This window comes from Sphaerotilus montanus (genome assembly GCF_013410775.1).
Classification (GTDB): Bacteria; Pseudomonadota; Gammaproteobacteria; order Burkholderiales; family Burkholderiaceae_C; genus Sphaerotilus; species Sphaerotilus montanus.
In genome coordinates this window covers 2591967-2606889 of record NZ_JACCFH010000001.1, presented here as the reverse complement: position 1 = coordinate 2606889, position 14923 = coordinate 2591967, and the positions used below count along the sequence as shown (strand labels likewise).

16 protein-coding genes are annotated in these 14923 nt (G+C 67.9%); 9 read left to right on the top strand and 7 right to left on the bottom strand.

The features are described 5' to 3' along the window. Window positions 1–101: 101 nt before the first annotated feature. The 3 genes from BDD16_RS11810 to BDD16_RS11800 all read left to right on the top strand — a co-directional run bounded on the left by BDD16_RS11810 (window position 102) and on the right by BDD16_RS11800 (window position 2947). On the top strand, window positions 102–779 hold the full coding sequence (locus tag BDD16_RS11810) for a GNAT family N-acetyltransferase (protein ID WP_179634133.1): 678 nt from the start codon (window positions 102–104) through the stop codon (window positions 777–779). A gap of 220 nt (window positions 780–999) precedes the next feature. Next, window positions 1000–1830 carry a DUF2726 domain-containing protein gene (locus BDD16_RS11805; RefSeq protein WP_179634132.1) on the top strand — a complete coding sequence of 277 codons (831 nt, stop codon included), beginning with the start codon at window positions 1000–1002 and terminating at the stop codon, window positions 1828–1830. Between the two features lie 37 nt (window positions 1831–1867). Then, window positions 1868–2947, top strand: coding sequence for a serine/threonine protein kinase (locus tag BDD16_RS11800; protein ID WP_179634131.1), 1080 nt, complete (start codon window positions 1868–1870; stop codon window positions 2945–2947). Between the two features lie 24 nt (window positions 2948–2971). Here the strand turns inward: BDD16_RS11800 and htpG are convergent, their stop codons facing one another. Then, on the bottom strand, window positions 2972–4864 hold the full coding sequence (htpG, locus tag BDD16_RS11795; RefSeq protein ID WP_179634130.1) for a molecular chaperone HtpG: 1893 nt from the start codon (window positions 4862–4864) through the stop codon (window positions 2972–2974). 376 nt (window positions 4865–5240) lie between these two features. On the opposite strand from htpG, the gene pilB reads away from it, so the two are divergent. The 6 genes from pilB to BDD16_RS11765 are packed head-to-tail and all read left to right on the top strand — an operon-like array spanning window position 5241 to window position 10751. Beyond that, on the top strand, window positions 5241–6965 hold the full coding sequence (gene pilB, locus BDD16_RS11790) for a type IV-A pilus assembly ATPase PilB (protein WP_179634129.1): 1725 nt from the start codon (window positions 5241–5243) through the stop codon (window positions 6963–6965). Between the two features lie 38 nt (window positions 6966–7003). Next, window positions 7004–8230, top strand: a complete 1227-nt coding sequence (locus BDD16_RS11785; protein WP_179634128.1) for a type II secretion system F family protein — start codon at window positions 7004–7006, stop codon at window positions 8228–8230. A 4-nt stretch (window positions 8231–8234) separates the two neighbouring features. Beyond that, window positions 8235–9110: a prepilin peptidase gene (locus BDD16_RS11780; RefSeq protein ID WP_246332529.1), complete on the top strand. Its 876-nt coding sequence runs from the start codon at window positions 8235–8237 to the stop codon at window positions 9108–9110. Between the two features lie 17 nt (window positions 9111–9127). Then, window positions 9128–9718, top strand: a complete 591-nt coding sequence (gene coaE, locus BDD16_RS11775) for a dephospho-CoA kinase (protein WP_179636123.1) — start codon at window positions 9128–9130, stop codon at window positions 9716–9718. A gap of 54 nt (window positions 9719–9772) precedes the next feature. Continuing rightward, on the top strand, window positions 9773–10528 hold the full coding sequence (gene zapD, locus BDD16_RS11770; protein ID WP_179636122.1) for a cell division protein ZapD: 756 nt from the start codon (window positions 9773–9775) through the stop codon (window positions 10526–10528). Window positions 10529–10541: 13 nt separating this feature from the next. Further along, on the top strand, window positions 10542–10751 hold the full coding sequence (locus BDD16_RS11765) for a DNA gyrase inhibitor YacG (protein ID WP_179634127.1): 210 nt from the start codon (window positions 10542–10544) through the stop codon (window positions 10749–10751). Between the two features lies 1 nt (window position 10752). Here BDD16_RS11765 and BDD16_RS11760 read toward each other — a convergent pair whose 3' ends face one another. The 6 genes from BDD16_RS11760 to argB all read right to left on the bottom strand — a co-directional run bounded on the left by BDD16_RS11760 (window position 10753) and on the right by argB (window position 14879). After that, a complete protein-coding gene (locus tag BDD16_RS11760; RefSeq protein ID WP_179634126.1) occupies window positions 10753–11214 on the bottom strand; it encodes an NUDIX domain-containing protein in 462 nt (153 codons plus the stop codon). Further along, window positions 11207–12136 (bottom strand): ATP-binding protein, encoded by a 930-nt coding sequence (locus BDD16_RS11755; protein WP_179634125.1) that lies wholly within the window; start codon window positions 12134–12136, stop codon window positions 11207–11209. The genes BDD16_RS11760 and BDD16_RS11755 overlap by 8 nt, the downstream gene beginning before the upstream one ends. A gap of 16 nt (window positions 12137–12152) precedes the next feature. Beyond that, window positions 12153–12794 carry a nucleoid occlusion factor SlmA gene (gene slmA, locus BDD16_RS11750; protein ID WP_179634124.1) on the bottom strand — a complete coding sequence of 214 codons (642 nt, stop codon included), beginning with the start codon at window positions 12792–12794 and terminating at the stop codon, window positions 12153–12155. A 64-nt stretch (window positions 12795–12858) separates the two neighbouring features. Then, window positions 12859–13548, bottom strand: coding sequence for a pyrimidine 5'-nucleotidase (locus tag BDD16_RS11745; protein ID WP_179634123.1), 690 nt, complete (start codon window positions 13546–13548; stop codon window positions 12859–12861). A gap of 46 nt (window positions 13549–13594) precedes the next feature. After that, complete coding sequence (locus BDD16_RS11740) at window positions 13595–13963, bottom strand: hypothetical protein (RefSeq protein ID WP_179634122.1); 369 nt, start codon at window positions 13961–13963, stop codon at window positions 13595–13597. 13 nt (window positions 13964–13976) lie between these two features. Next, complete coding sequence (gene argB, locus BDD16_RS11735) at window positions 13977–14879, bottom strand: acetylglutamate kinase (RefSeq protein WP_179634121.1); 903 nt, start codon at window positions 14877–14879, stop codon at window positions 13977–13979. Window positions 14880–14923 lie beyond the last annotated feature (44 nt).

Here is a 14923-nt window from a genome sequence, read left to right as displayed (position 1 = left end):
GGGTGTCTCCAGAAGGAAAATTGCTGCAATGCAACACGGACATGAGGGACTCTCGACTTAGGGATGGCTGGAATTAAGGGTTTACACCTACAGTCGCCCCCATGGGTACTGTAACTAACCACTCGCGGACCTCGTCCCGGTCCGGCTGGGTTCCGATCCGGCCGCTGGGCGAAGTCCATCGCACGCAGATTCTTCAGCACTTGCTGGGACTCGGCGACCGTGATCGCTACCTGCGATTCGGCTATGCGGCCAATGACGATCGCATTCGTGCGTATGCCGCATCGCTGGACTTCACGCACGACGACGTGTTCGGCATCTTCAACCGGCGCCTGCAACTGGTCGCCATCGCCCACCTGGCCTACAGCCAGCTGGCCAGCGCCAACCACGGCATGAGCCGCATGGCGGAATTTGCCGTCTCGGTCGATGACCGGGCGCGCGGCAAGGGCTTCGGCGGGCGCCTGTTCACCTACGCGGTGCGCCATGCGCGCAACCACGGCGTCGACCGCCTCTTCATCCACGCCCTGAGCGAAAACACCGCCATGCTGCGCATCGCCCGCAAGGCCGGTGCCGACATGCGGCGCGACGGCGGCGAATCGGAAGCCTGGCTGCAGCTGCCGCCCGACAGCCTGATGACCCATTTCGAGGAGTTGTTCGCCAACCACGCGGCCGACGTCAACTACGTGGTCAAGGCCCAGCAGCGGCGGCTCCAGTACGCGTGGGCGCGGTATCGGCAATTCCAGCACCGGCTGCTCAGAATGACGGGCGTTGCCCCACGATAGACGGCAAATCAGGACGGCAACGGCCTGATCTACCTCCACAGTTGCACATTCGGCAGACCTCGTGTCTGCCGTTTTCGTTTCCGGCATGACCGCGTGAACATGTTTCACTCAGACAAGGTATTCACAACGGGTTACATAATTGCATAGGATGGCGCCCAAGTCCCGGCCGCTTCTGCCGATTCAGTACTGACCTGTTCACTTCATTTCCCCGGAACGCACCATGCCCACCCAAGTCTGGATCCTCGCCCTCGCCGCGATCGCCGGCATCGTCGGACTGGCGGTCCTGGTGCTGCGCCGCTCCGGCGGCGCGTCGTCCACCAAGTCCGTCGACCTGCCCACCGAGTGGCCGCTGACCCAGCGCCCGATCTTCTCGCCCGAAGAGCGCGCTCTCTACCGCCAGCTGCGCACCGCGCTGCCGCACCACACCATCCTGGCCAAGCTGCCGCTGGTGCGTTTCTGCCAGCCGGAAGACCGCGAGGAACTGCGTTACTGGTTCAACCTGCTCGGCCCGATCCACGTGAGCTTCGTGGTCTGCGCGGAAAACGGCCGCGTGCTGGCCGCCGTGGACATCGAGCGCCCGAACCGCCCGCCGGCCAAGCGCGTCTCGGCGATCAAGCTGGCGGTGCTGGAAGCCTGCCGCATCCGCTACGTGCGCTGCCGCTCGGACCAGCTGCCCACGGCCACCGAACTGCAGCTGCTGGTGCCGACCGGCGGCGACGGCCAGCGCCCGGCCGTCCCCGGCATGCCGCCCGACCTGGCACCGCGTCCGGCCACCGGCCAGCCGATGGCCCCGCACCACCCCGCCGCGCCGGCCATGCCGGGCGCTGCAGCGGCCGCCGCGGGGGGGCAGTGGTACGAATCCGGCTTCTCGCAGGACTCGTTCTTCGCACCGGAAACCCAGCGCGACCCCTTCGACGACACCCCCGTGCGCAGCCCCGCTGCGCCGACCGCCAGCCCGAAGAACTGGGCCGGCCCGTCCACCAGCAAGTTCCAGCCGGGCGACTTCGGCCCGCCGGGCGACGCGGGCGGCGACATCATCGGCCGCCGCTGAGGCCTGCCCAGCGCGGCGGGCTGGTCTAGGATGCGGCATGACCGCATCCCCTGACCCCGCCCCGCACGCCGACCAGCCCTACGCCGGCCTGACCCCGCACGCGGTGCTCGACGCGCTCGACGCGGCCGGCCTGCGCGGCGACGGCCGCATCCTGCAGCTCAACTCCTACGAAAACCGCGTCTTCCAGGTCCATCTGGAAGAAAGCCTCGACCCGCTGGCACCGCTGCCAGGCGTGGTCGTCGCCAAGTTCTACCGCGCCGGCCGCTGGAGCGACGCGCAGATCCTCGAAGAACACCGCTTCACGCAGGCACTGGCCGCCGCCGAGGTGCCCGCCGTGCCGCCGCTGGCGCTGCGTGTGGCCGACGATCTACGCCCGGAAGCGGCCGGCATCGCACTGCTCGGCGACCCGCCCACGATGGCCAAGCTGGGTGGCTGGCGCTACGGCGTGAGTCCGCGCTGCGGCGGTCGCTCCCCCGAACTCGAAGACCCGCAGACGCTGGAATGGATCGGCCGCTTTCTGGCACGGCTGCACCTCGTCGGCCAGCAAGCGCGCTTCGAACACCGCGTGACGCTGGACGGCAGCGCCGCGGCACGCGCCTCGGTGCAGTGGCTGGTGGACAGCGACCTGCTGCCGATGGGCGCGCTCGGTGGCTGGCACAGCGCCTGCCTGCGGGCGCTGGACGCGGTCGATGTGCGCTTCGAACGGCACGGTCCGCTGGAATTGATGCGCATCCACGGCGACTGCCACGCCGGCAACGTGCTGTGGACCTCGCACGGCCCGCACTTCGTTGACCTGGACGACGCCGTCAACGGCCCGGCGGTGCAGGACCTGTGGATGCTGCTCGGCGGCGACCGGCACGAGATGCAGGCCCAGCTCGGCGCCCTGCTCGACGGCTACGAGACCTTCCGCGAATTCGACCGCCGCGAGCTGGCGCTGATCGAGCCGCTGCGCACGCTGCGCATCGTCCAGCACAGCGCCTGGATCGCGCGGCGCTGGAACGACCCGGCCTTCCCGATCGCATTCCCGAACTTCGAGAGCCCGTCGTACTGGGCGCAGCAGACGACGCAACTGCACGAGCAGATCGAGGCGATGGCAGAAGAACCGCTCATCGCCTGACCTGCCGCGCGAAAGGTCGACTGCTCAGCCCAGGATCAGCGCCTGGATGCGCTTGACATGCGCCGCCGGGTCGTCGAGCTGACCGCCTTCGGCCAGCAGCGCGTTGTCGAACAGCACCTGGGCGAGGTCGTCGAAGGTGCCCGAGCCGTCCGGCAGTGCGGCGAGCTTCTGCACCAGCGCGTGGTCGGCGTTGACCTCCAGCACCGGCTTGGACGACGGCGCGGCCTGACCCGCCTGCTTGAGCAGACGCGCGAGGTGGCCGCTCATGTCGCCTTCCTCGGTCACCAGGCAAGCGGGCGAGTCGACCAGGCGGGTGGTGACGCGCACGTCCTTGGCGCGCTCGCCCAGCGCCGTCTTCAGGCGGTCCAGCGTCGGCTTGAAGCCTTCGGCGGCGACTTCGGCCTGCTTCTTCTCTTCCTCGTCCTGGAGCGAGCCCAGATCGACCGCGCCCTTGGCGACGCTCTGCAGGTTCTTGCCCTCGAACTCGTAGAGGTGGCTCAGCATCCACTCGTCCACGCGGTCGGTGAACAGCAGCACTTCGATGCCCTTCTTCTTGAAGATCTCGAGCTGCGGGCTGTTCTTCGCGGCGGCCAGCGTGTCGGCGGTGATGTAGTAGATCGCCTCCTGGCCTTCCTTCATGCGCGACACGTAGTCGGCGAAGGACACCCCTTCCTCGGCGTGTGTCGAGGCGAAGCGCAGCAGCTTGGCCAGGCGCTCCTGGTTGGCGTGGTCCTCGCCGACGCCTTCCTTCAGCACCGCGCCGAACTCCTTGTAGAACGCAGCGTACTTGGCCTTCTCGGCGGCGTCCTCGTGGTCGGCCAGCGATTCGAGCATCGACAGCACGCGCTTGGTCGATCCTTCGCGGATCGCCTTCACGTCGCGGCTTTCCTGCAGCAGCTCACGCGACACGTTCAGCGGCAGGTCGGCCGAGTCGATCACGCCCTTGACGAAGCGCAGGTAGGTCGGCATCAGCGCCTCGGCGTCGTCCATGATGAAGACGCGCTTCACATAGAGCTTCACGCCGCCGCGCTTGTCGCGGTTCCACAGGTCCATCGGCGCCTTGGCCGGGATGTAGAGGAGCTGCGTGTACTCGGTGCGGCCTTCGACGCGGTTGTGGGTGTAGGCCAGCGGCGGGGTGGTGTCGTAGGTGAGCTGTTCGTAGAACGACTTGTACTCGGCATCGGTGATGTCGGACTTAGAGCGGGCCCAGAGCGCCGCCGCCTTGTTGACCGGCTCCCACTCGTCCGAGACGACGTTCTCGTCCTTCTGGGCATCCCAGCTTTCCTTGCGCATCAGCACCGGCAGCGAGATGTGGTCGCTGTACTTGCTGATGATGGACTTGAGCTTCCAGGTGGACAGGAACTCGTCCTCGCCTTCGCGCAGGTGCAGGATGACGTCGGTGCCGCGCGTCTCGCGGGTGATGGTCTCGACCTCGAAGTCGCCGGTGCCTTCGCTGGACCAGCGCACGCCTTCGGTGATCGCCACGCCCGCGCGGCGCGATTCCACGGTGATGCGGTCGGCGACGATGTAGCCGGAGTAGAAGCCCACGCCGAACTGTCCGATCAGGTTGGCGTCCTTGGCCTGCTCGCCTTCGAGCTTGCCCATGAACTCCTTGGTGCCGCTCTTGGCGATCGTGCCGAGGTGTTCGATGGCTTCCTGTGCGGACAGGCCGATGCCGTTGTCGCTGATGACGATGCGGCGGGCCGCCTTGTCGAAGCTGACACGGACTTCCAGGTTCGGCTGGTCCTCGAACAGCGCGTTGTTGTTCAGGGCCTCGAAGCGCAGCTTGTCGCAGGCGTCCGATGCATTGGAGACCAGCTCACGCAGGAAGATCTCCTTGTTCGAGTACATCGAGTGCGTGACGAGGTGCAGCAGCTGCTTCACTTCGGCCTGGAATGACAGGGTTTGCTTGTCCATGGTCGGTCTGGTCTCTGGTCTCTGATCTTGATGGAGGGTTCCGGCGGCCTGCGACTGCCCCGGGTGGCAAGCAGGATGAGGGCAGGTGCACGCTTTTCAAGGGCGCACACCGCGACGCGCCGGCTACCGGGATCACCGTTGGAGCGACGTGATTTTTCTCGCTGATTTGAAAGAAATTGATACGCCGAGGGGCTCTGGCTTGCATGCGGCTGCCCACAGGCATGGCGCCTGCGTTACAAGCGGACCCTCGGATGAACAGGTCGCCTGCACCGCATTCCGGTCATGCCAGTCGTGATTTACAGCACGGGCTGGATCACCGATCATCCGACCTTCGATTTTCAATTTCGACCTCCCTCTCGACGACCCGACCAACCCCGTGGCTGCTGACACCCTCAACGATGGACCCCAGAGCACCCTGTCAGGGGTTGCGCGCGTGCTGGTGCACGCCGGAAAGATCACCTCGCGGGTCGCGGAAGACCTGGCGCGCACGGCCCGGGAACAGCGGCGCAGCTTCGTGTCGGCCGCGGTCGCCGCGCAGGCGCTGAGTCCGGCAGATCTGGCGCATTCGCTGTCGACCGCGCTGGCCATTCCGCTGCTGGACCTGGATGTCGTCGACATCGCCCGCCTGCCGCAGAACCTGGTCGACACGCGCACGCTGTCGCAGTACCAGGTGCTGGTGCTGGGCAAGCGCGGCAACCGGCTGTTCATCGGCGGCGCCGACCCGACCGACCAGGAAGCCGTCGATCGCATCAAGTTCGCCACGCAGCTCACACCCGAGTGGATCGTCGTCGAATACGACAAGCTCGCCCGCATCGTCGACGCCAAGACCACCTCGGCCAATGACGCGCTGGACTCGATCGTCTCGGGCGAATTCGACTTCGACGTCGAGGAACAGGATCCCAACGCCAAGCCCGACGAGGAAGTCACCGCCGAGGTGGAGGACGCTCCGGTCGTGCGCTTCCTGCAGAAGATGCTGATCGACGCGATCAACATGCGTGCGTCCGACCTGCACTTCGAGCCCTACGAGAACACCTACCGCGTGCGCTTCCGCATCGACGGCGAGCTGCGCGAGATCACCCAGCCGCCGATCGCCATCAAGGACAAGCTCGCGTCGCGCATCAAGGTCATCAGCCGGCTGGACATCGCCGAGAAGCGCGTGCCGCAGGACGGCCGCATGAAGCTGAAGTTCGGCAACAAGGCGATCGACTTCCGGATCTCGACCCTGCCGACGCTGTTCGGCGAGAAGATCGTGATCCGGATCCTCGACCCGTCCTCGGCCAAGCTCGGCGTCGATGCGCTGGGCTACGAGCGCGACGAGAAGGAGCGGCTGATGCACGCCATCCGCCGTCCTTACGGAATGATCCTGGTCACCGGCCCGACCGGCTCGGGCAAGACGGTGTCGCTCTACACCTGCCTGAACATCCTGAACCAGCCGGGCATCAACATCTCGACCGTGGAAGACCCGGCCGAAATCAACCTGCCCGGCGTCAACCAGGTCAACGTCAACGACAAGGCGGGGATGAACTTCGCCACCGCGCTGAAGGCCTTCCTGCGCCAGGATCCGGACGTGATCATGGTCGGCGAAATCCGCGACCTCGACACCGCCGACATCGCCATGAAGGCCGCACAGACGGGCCACCTCGTGCTGTCCACGCTGCACACCAACGATGCGCCGACGACGCTGACCCGGCTGCTGAACATGGGCGTGCCGCCGTTCAACATCGCCGCCAGCGTGATCCTGATCACCGCGCAGCGGCTGGCGCGGCGGCTGTGCGAGAACTGCAAGGCGCCGGCCGATTTCCCGCGCGAGGCCCTGCTGCGCGCCGGCTACAAGAGCGAAGACCTCGACGGCAGCTGGAAACCCTACAAGGCGGTCGGCTGTTCGGCCTGCAACAACGGTTACCGCGGACGGGTGGGCCTGTACCAGGTCATGCCGATCACCGAGGCGATCCAGCGCATCATCCTGGCCCAGGGCAACGCGATCGACATCGCCACCCAGGCGCAACGCGACGGCGTGCGCGACCTGCGCGGGTCCGGCCTGCTCAAGGTTCGCGTGGGGGTGACGACACTGGAAGAAGTGATTTCGGTCACCAACCAATGAGCCAACGAACGAGCCGGTGAGCGGCGCACGGAGACGCAATGGCCACAGCGGCTGCATCAGCATCGAAGAAGGTCAAGGACTTTGTCTTTGAATGGGAAGGACGCGACCGCAACGGCAAGGCCGTGCGCGGCGAGATGCGTGCTGGCGGCGAGGCCATGGTCAGTGCCAGCCTGCGCCGGCAGGGCGTTCTGGTCAACAAGGTCAGGAAGCGCCGGCTGTCGGGCGGCAAGGCGATCAAGGGCAAGGACATCGCGATCTTCACGCGGCAGCTCTCCACCATGCTGCGCTCGGGCGTGCCGCTGCTGCAGGCCTTCGACATCGTCGCCCGCGGCAGCCCGAATCCGCGCCTGACGCGCATGCTCAACGACATCCGCGGTGATGTGGAGACCGGCACCAGCCTGTCGGCCGCGCTGCGCCGGCATCCGCTGCATTTCGATTCGCTCTACTGCAATCTGGTCGAAGCCGGCGAGTCCGCCGGCATCCTGGACGCCTTGCTCGACCGCCTGGCGACCTACCAGGAAAAGACCATGGCGCTGAAGCAGAAGATCAAGTCGGCGCTGGTCTATCCGGTGGCCGTGCTGGTCGTGGCCTTTGTCGTCGTCGCGGTGATCATGATCTTCGTGATTCCGTCGTTCAAGCAGATCTTCAGCTCCTTCGGCGCGGACCTGCCGACCCCGACCCTGATCGTGATCGCGATCTCGGAGGTCTTCGTCGACTACTGGTGGCTGATCTTCGGCAGCATTGGCGGCGCGATCTACTTTCTCATCGAGAGCTGGCGCCGCTCGCCGAAGATGCAGATCGCCCTGGACCGGGCGCTGCTCAAGCTGCCGGTGTTCGGCGATCTGGTGCACAAGGCCACGGTCGCGCGCTGGTGCCGCACGCTGTCCACCATGTTCGCCGCTGGCGTGCCGCTGGTCGAGGCGCTGGACTCGGTCGGTGGGGCCTCGGGCAATGCGGTGTTCGCGCAGGCCACCGAACAGATCCAGCGCGATGTCGCCACCGGCGCGGCACTGACCTCGTCGATGCAGTCCACCGGACTCTTCCCGAGCATGGTGCTGCAGATGAGCGCGATCGGCGAGGAATCCGGCTCGCTCGACCAGATGCTCGGCAAGGTCGCCGACTTCTACGAGCAGGAAGTGGACGAGGCGGTCAAGGGCCTGTCGACGCTGATGGAGCCGATCATCATCGTGGTCCTGGGCACCATCATCGGCGGCATCGTCGTCGCGATGTACCTGCCGATCTTCAAGCTTGGTCAGGTGGTCTGAGCGCATGGACTTCGATCCCGTGGCGATGGCCGCGCTGCTGTCGCCGGCCGCCCTCGCGCTGTTCGGTCTGTGCATCGGCAGCTTCATCAACGTGGTGGTGCACCGGCTGCCGCTGATGATGGAGCGGCAGTGGCGCACCGAGAGTGCCGAACTGCTCGGCGTGGAAGCCGCCCGCCCGCCGGGCGACGACGGCGCGCCGCTGAGCCTGGCGCGCCCCCGCTCGCGCTGCCCGCACTGCGGCCATGTGCTGCACTGGCACGAGAACATCCCGCTGCTCGGCTGGCTGCGGCTGCGCGGGCGCTGCTCGGCCTGCCGCGCGCCGATCAGCCAGCGCTACCCGCTGGTCGAGGCCGGCTGCGGGCTGCTGTTCGCCGCGATCGGCTGGCGCTTCGGCGCGCAGCCGGTGACGCTGCTGTGGTGCGCCTTCGCGGCGATGCTGCTGGCGATGTCCCTGATCGACTGGGACACCACGCTGCTGCCCGACTCGATGACGCAGCCGCTGGCCTGGGCCGGGCTGATCGCCGCGGCGATGGGCTGGATTCCGCTGACGCTGAGCCAGTCGCTCTGGGGCGCGGTGGCGGGTTACCTCAGCCTGTGGAGCATCTTCTGGCTCTTCAAGCTCGCCACCGGCAAGGACGGCATGGGCGCAGGCGACTTCAAGCTGCTCGCCGCGCTTGGCGCCTGGCTCGGTCCGTCGATGCTGCTGCCGATCGTGCTGGGGGCCTCGCTGCTCGGCGCGGTGGTGGGCATCGGCATGAAGCTCAGCGCCAGTCTGCGCGAGGGTCGTTACGTGCCGTTCGGACCGTTCCTGGCGGGCGGTGGCGCGGTCGTGCTGCTGGCTGGCAGCGAGCGGGTGATGCAGTGGATGGGCTGGGCGTGACGCCTGCGCGCCAGCCGGTGCGCCGTGTCGGCCTGACCGGTGGCATCGGCAGCGGCAAGAGCACCGTCTGCCGCATCCTGCGTGACCTGGGCGCGTGGATCGTCGACACCGACGCCATCGCCCACCGCCTGACCGCGCCCGGCGGACGGGCCATCCCTGCGATCGCCGCGCAGTTCGGCGCCGAGGTGATCGCCGGGAACGGCGCCATGGACCGCGCCCGCATGCGCGAGCGCGTCTTCGCGGACCCTGCCCAGCGCCGCGCGCTGGAGGCCATCCTGCACCCGATGATCGGCGAGGACACCCGCGCCGAGGCCGCTGCAGCGCCGGAGGGCGCGATCGTCGTGTTCGACGTGCCGCTGCTGGTCGAGTCGGGCCGCTGGCGCGACCAGGTGGACCGGATCCTGGTGGTCGACTGTCCCGTCGAGACCCAGATCGCCCGCGTCATGCAGCGCAATGGCTGGACCGCCGACGCCGTGCAGCGCATCATCGACCAGCAGGCCAGCCGGGCACAGCGGCTGGCGGTGGCCGACGACGTGATCGTCAACGACGGGCTGGAACTGGAAGAACTGGCGGCCGAAGTTCGAAGGATCTGGTCCGGCTGGCTGTGAAACAATCGTCTCGACCGGGCCGCGCCAGCGCCCGGACCGTGGGAGTGCATGGCCTTGATCTACTACGAATACCCTTTCACTGAAGGCATCCGCACGATGCTGCGGCTGGAGCGTCTGTTCACGCGACTGGCGCAGCTCGTCCCCAGGGACAGCGCCACCGACCACCACTACGCGCTGGCGACGCTGTTCGAGATCATGGACGTCACCTCGCGCACCGATTTCCGCACCGACCTGCTGCAGGAACTGGCCCGCCAGCACACCCTCTTCGAGGGCTACCGTGGCAACCCGTCGATCTCGGAAGGCGCGCTCAACCTCGCCATCGACCGCATCAGCAGCGCCCACCGCCGCCTGCAGGCCACGCCGCCCAAGCCCGAGCAGGCACTGGCGTCCAACGAGTGGCTGATGAGCGTGCGCAGCCGGATCAACATTCCCGGCGGCACCTGCGAGTTCGATCTGCCGGCCTACTTCGCCTGGCAGCAGGAATCGGCCAACCGCCGGCGGCACGACCTGCTGCGCTGGGTCGGCGTGCTGGATCCGCTGGCAGAAGCGCTGGAGGTGAATCTGGGGCTGCTGCGCGAGGCGGGGGTGACGCAGATGGTGCCGTTCCGCAGCGGCCTGTTCCAGCAGAACCTGACCGGCAGCCGCCCGCTGCTGCTGGCGCGGCTGCAGGTCGACCCCGGCGCGCACCTGATCCCCGAGATCAGCGGCAACCGCGTGCTGCTGGCGATCCGGCTGACCCGTGCCGACCACGAGGGCAAGCTGCGCCCGATGACCGACAGCATGCAGCTCCCGCTGACGCTGTGCGCCTGAGCTGACTCACCGCATGAACCCGAACGACACCCCGGCCGGCGCGACACGCCCGGCTCCGCAAGTGCCCTGCCCGACCTGCCGCGAGCTGACGCTGTTCGCGCCCAGCAATCCGTGGCGCCCCTTCTGCAGCGAGCGCTGCCGCCAGCGCGATTTCGGCGCCTGGGCGAGCGAGTCCTTCCGCGTCGCCGCGGTCGAGCCGCCGGACGACCAGGGCAGCCCCTGACTCAGACGCTGGCGTCGCGGTGCGTGGGCCCGGTGTGGCCGCGCTCTTGGGCGAACCACTGCAGCACGGGAATCGTGCCCGGCAGCACCGGCACCACGGCCACCGGCAGCGTCTGCCACGCCATCTGCTGCGCCTCGCGCATCTCGAAGGCACCGGTCCAGGCAAACACCTTGCAGAAATGCAGCCGCACCCGGGCGTGCGGATAGTCCATGACGAGCTGCTGCCAGGGCTGCACCGCACCCGGCCCGTGGCCGATCGTGATGCCGAGTTCCTCGTGCAGTTCGCGGCGCAGCGCGTCTTCCACCGATTCACCGGCTTCGAGCTTGCCGCCCGGGAACTCCCAGTAGCCGGCGTAGACCTTGCCCTCGGGGCGCGAGGTCAGCAGGAACCGGCCTTCGTGGCCCGCGGCATCCCGTTCGATCAGCACGCCCACGGCAACTTCCACCGGCGTGCGCTCAGACATGGTCAAGGCCGTCCGGCACGTCGTCGCTGATGGCGGTCGGGGCGACGGCCAGGTCGACTGGCGCATGGCTGCCGGCGTAATCGCGGGCGAACTGGTACGCCACCCGCCCGGACCGCGAGCCCCGCTCCAGCGCCCACAGCAGCGACGGCTGCCGCGCCGCCTCGATCGCCGCTTCGGTGACGCCGAAATGCCGCAGCCACTGGCCGACGATGGTCAGGTACTCGCGCTGGCTGAACGGGTAGAAGCTCACCCAGAGGCCGAAGCGCTCGGACAGCGAGACCTTCTCCTCCACCGCCTCGCCGGGGTGCATGTCGCCGTCGTCGGTGTAGGTGGCGCCGAGGTTGTCCTTCATCTGCTCGGGCAGGAGATGTCGGCGGTTGCTGGTGGCGTAGATCAGCACGTTGTCGCTGGTCTGCGCGACCGTGCCGTCGAGGATGGACTTCAGTGCCTTGTAGCCGGACTCGCCCTCGTCGAAGCTCAGGTCGTCGCAGTAGACGATGAAGCGCTCCGGCCGCTCTGCGATCAGGTCGACGAGGTCCGGCAGGTCGGTGAGGTCCGCCTTGTCCACCTCGATCAGGCGCAGGCCCTGGTCGGCGAAGGTGTTCAGACACGCCTTGATCAGCGAGCTTTTGCCCGTGCCGCGCGCGCCGGTCAGCAGCACGTTGTTGGCGGGGCGGCCGGCGACGAACTGCGCCGTATTGCGCAGCAGGCGCTCCTTCTGCGTGTCCACTTCCTTCAGGTCGGCGAGCTTGAGCGGCGCGATGTGGCGCACCGGCTCCAACACGCCGCCCTGGCCGCGCTTGCGGTAGCGGAAGGCGATGGACGCGGTCCAGTCCGGCGCGCTCAGCGGGTGGGGCAGGACGGCTTCGAGGCGCGCCAGCAGCGCCTCGGCCCGGGTGATCAGGCTGGTGAAATCGCTCATGCGGACGCCTTTGAACTCAATGAATCATCATCTGCAGCGACGCGTCGAGGTGCTCGACCGGGCTGCGCTTGAAATCGGAACGGGCAAAGCGCTGCAGCCGCCCGAGGCAGTAGCTGGTCAGCATGGACGCCTGCGCGGCGGCCTCGGCGGTCGGCGCGAGCGAGCCGCGCGCGTCGGCGGCCTGGCGCAGGCTCTGGCGCAGCAGCGACTCGATGCGGTCGAAGAACTGGTTGATGCGCGCCTGCAGCCGCTCGTGTTCGAGCACCAGCGCGTCGCCCACCATCACCCGCGCCATGCCCGGGTTCTTCTCGGCGAACTGCAGCAGCACGGCGACGCTGTGCGCGGCCTGCACCCGCGGGTCCGGCTCGCGCTCGACGATCTGGTTGACCAGGGTGAAGACGCTGGACTCGATGAACTCGATCAGGCCCTCGAACATCTGCGCCTTGCTGGCGAAGTGGCGGTAGAGCGCCGCCTCGCTCACGTCCAGGCGGCTGGCCAGCGCGGCGGTGGTGATGCGCTCGCCGCCGGGCTGCTCCAGCATCTGCGCCAGCGCGTGCAGGATCTGGACGCGGCGCTCACCCGGTTTGGGCCGCTTGCGCACGGGCGCTGCGGCGGGCGCTGCAGGAGTCGGACTGGCAAGGTCGGGAGCGTCGGACATCGAATCGAGCACAGGATCAGGACCGAAAAAATGGGGCGCGAACGGCGCCGGACGGCGTCGACACTCAGCGCCAGCGGGCCAGCGCCTGAAGGCTGCGGATTCTGGCACACACATAAACCGGCCGCCGCGCCAGCGCCAGGCCCGCTTCAGGTCCGTGGATGCCGTCGAGCAGCCACCGTTGCATCCACACCGTGCGCATGCCGATGCGCCGCGCCGACTTCTGGTGGCCGACCGTGTCCTCGACCAGCACGCAGCGGTGGACGGGCACCTTCAGCCGCACCGCGATCGTGCGCAGCATGCGCGCGTCGGGCTTCGGGCGCAGGTGGCCGAACATCGCCATCTGCTCGATGCCGATCACGCCGTCGAAGTAGCGGCCGAGGCCGAGCGCGGCCATCACCCGCTCGGCGTAGGCCTGCGGCGCGTTGGTCAGGATGAACTTGGGGCCGCGCAGCCGGCCCAGCGCGGCGAGGTCGTGCGGGTGGCTGCGCAGACGCGCCTCCAGGCCGGGCAGCGCGTGGGTGTCGTGCAGGAAGTGCGCCGCCTTGACGCCGTGGTGGCGCACCAGCCCGAGCAGCGTGGCGCCGTAGCGCTGCCAGTAGCGCCCGCGCAGGTGCTCGGCTTCGGCCCGGGTCAGCGCGAGTTCGCGCTCCATGTAGACCGTCATCGACTCGGTGATCTGCGCGAACGCGGCACCGCCGGCGTCGTGCAGGGTGTTGTCGAGGTCGAAGAGCCAGACGGGGGGAGGTGTCTTCATCGGGAGGGGCCTGAGAGCAAGCGCCGATGTTACCGATCGCGAAACCTCAGAACATTGGCAACCCGATCACGCCGGGCGGCCACCAGGTCTTCACCTGCGACGGCACATCAAGCGCCCGCTTTTGCTCCTCGGCAGCGGCCCGAGCGGATTCGACAACCTGGACAGCGATCTCCCCGCTCTCCTTCGCACTGCGCACCGCCAGCGGCGAGGCCATGTCCAGCGTCAGCCGCCCGGTCAGGCGCACACACTGCCAGCGCGCCTTGGCCGCCGCGAACTCCTCGGGCGTCGCCACCTCATGCACCGTCCGCTCGCAGCCGGAACAGTGCCGCACGCGCGCATCCGCCGTCGGCGTCAGCTCGGACCATTGCTTTTCGCAGACCAGCGCGAGGTGGCAGCGGTGCCAGGGTTCGACCACGGTGGACTCCAGTTCAGCGCGCCCGGATCATCGTCCCGAACGCCTGGTCCGTCAGGATCTCCAGCAGCAGCACATGCGGCACACGGCCGTCGACGATGTGCACCGCATTCACGCCGCACTTGGCCGCGTCGATCGCGCCGGCGATCTTGGGCAGCATCCCGCCCGAGATCGTGCCGTCCTCGACCAGTTCGTCAATGCGGCGCGAGGTCAGCTCGGTCAGCAGGTTGCCGGCCTTGTCGAGCACGCCCTTGATGTTGGTCAGCAGCATCAGCTTCTCGGCCTTGAGGATCTCGGCCAGCTTGGACGCCACCAGGTCGGCGTTGATGTTGTAGCTCTCGTTCTGCTCGCCAAAGCCGATCGGGCTGATGACGGGGATGAACTGGTCGTCCTGGAGCGCCTTGACCACGCTCGGGTCGATCGACTCGATCTCGCCGACCTGGCCGACATCGTGCTCGACCGCCGGGTCGTTCAGGTCGAGCAGCTTGAGCTTGCGGGCGCGGATCATGGCGCCGTCGCGTCCCGTGAGGCCGACCGCCTTGCCGCCAGCGGCGTTGATCAGGCCGACGATGTCCTGCTGCACCTCGCCGCCGAGCACCCACTCGACGACATCCATCGTCTCCTGGTCGGTGACGCGCATGCCCTGGATGAAGGTGCCCTTCTTGCCAATCTTGGCCAGCGCGGAGTCGATCTGCGGACCGCCGCCGTGCACGACGATCGGGTTGATGCCGACCAGCTTCAGCAGCACCACATCCTCGGCAAACGCCTTCTGCAGCGCCGGATCGGTCATCGCGTTGCCGCCGTACTTGATGACCATGGTCTTGCCATGGAACTTGCGAATGTAGGGCAGGGCCTGGGCGAGGATCTCGGCCTTGTCGCGGGCGGCGATGTGGGACAGGTCGGCGGGGGCGTGGGACATGGGGACTCCGGAGCAGGCATTGGGGGAATAACGACCGATTCTAG

Coding starts and splice junctions, on each gene's coding strand:
- BDD16_RS11785 (WP_179634128.1), top strand. CDS start 7,004: ATGGCCACAGCGGCTGCATCAGCATCGAAGAAGGTCAAGGACTTTGTC.
- BDD16_RS11805 (WP_179634132.1), top strand. CDS start 1,000: ATGCCCACCCAAGTCTGGATCCTCGCCCTCGCCGCGATCGCCGGCATC.
- htpG (WP_179634130.1), bottom strand. CDS start 4,864: ATGGACAAGCAAACCCTGTCATTCCAGGCCGAAGTGAAGCAGCTGCTG.
- BDD16_RS11755 (WP_179634125.1), bottom strand. CDS start 12,136: ATGAGCGATTTCACCAGCCTGATCACCCGGGCCGAGGCGCTGCTGGCG.
- BDD16_RS11760 (WP_179634126.1), bottom strand. CDS start 11,214: ATGTCTGAGCGCACGCCGGTGGAAGTTGCCGTGGGCGTGCTGATCGAA.
- BDD16_RS11765 (WP_179634127.1), top strand. CDS start 10,542: ATGAACCCGAACGACACCCCGGCCGGCGCGACACGCCCGGCTCCGCAA.
- BDD16_RS11780 (WP_246332529.1), top strand. CDS start 8,235: ATGGACTTCGATCCCGTGGCGATGGCCGCGCTGCTGTCGCCGGCCGCC.
- BDD16_RS11800 (WP_179634131.1), top strand. CDS start 1,868: ATGACCGCATCCCCTGACCCCGCCCCGCACGCCGACCAGCCCTACGCC.
- BDD16_RS11745 (WP_179634123.1), bottom strand. CDS start 13,548: ATGAAGACACCTCCCCCCGTCTGGCTCTTCGACCTCGACAACACCCTG.
- slmA (WP_179634124.1), bottom strand. CDS start 12,794: ATGTCCGACGCTCCCGACCTTGCCAGTCCGACTCCTGCAGCGCCCGCC.
- argB (WP_179634121.1), bottom strand. CDS start 14,879: ATGTCCCACGCCCCCGCCGACCTGTCCCACATCGCCGCCCGCGACAAG.
- BDD16_RS11810 (WP_179634133.1), top strand. CDS start 102: ATGGGTACTGTAACTAACCACTCGCGGACCTCGTCCCGGTCCGGCTGG.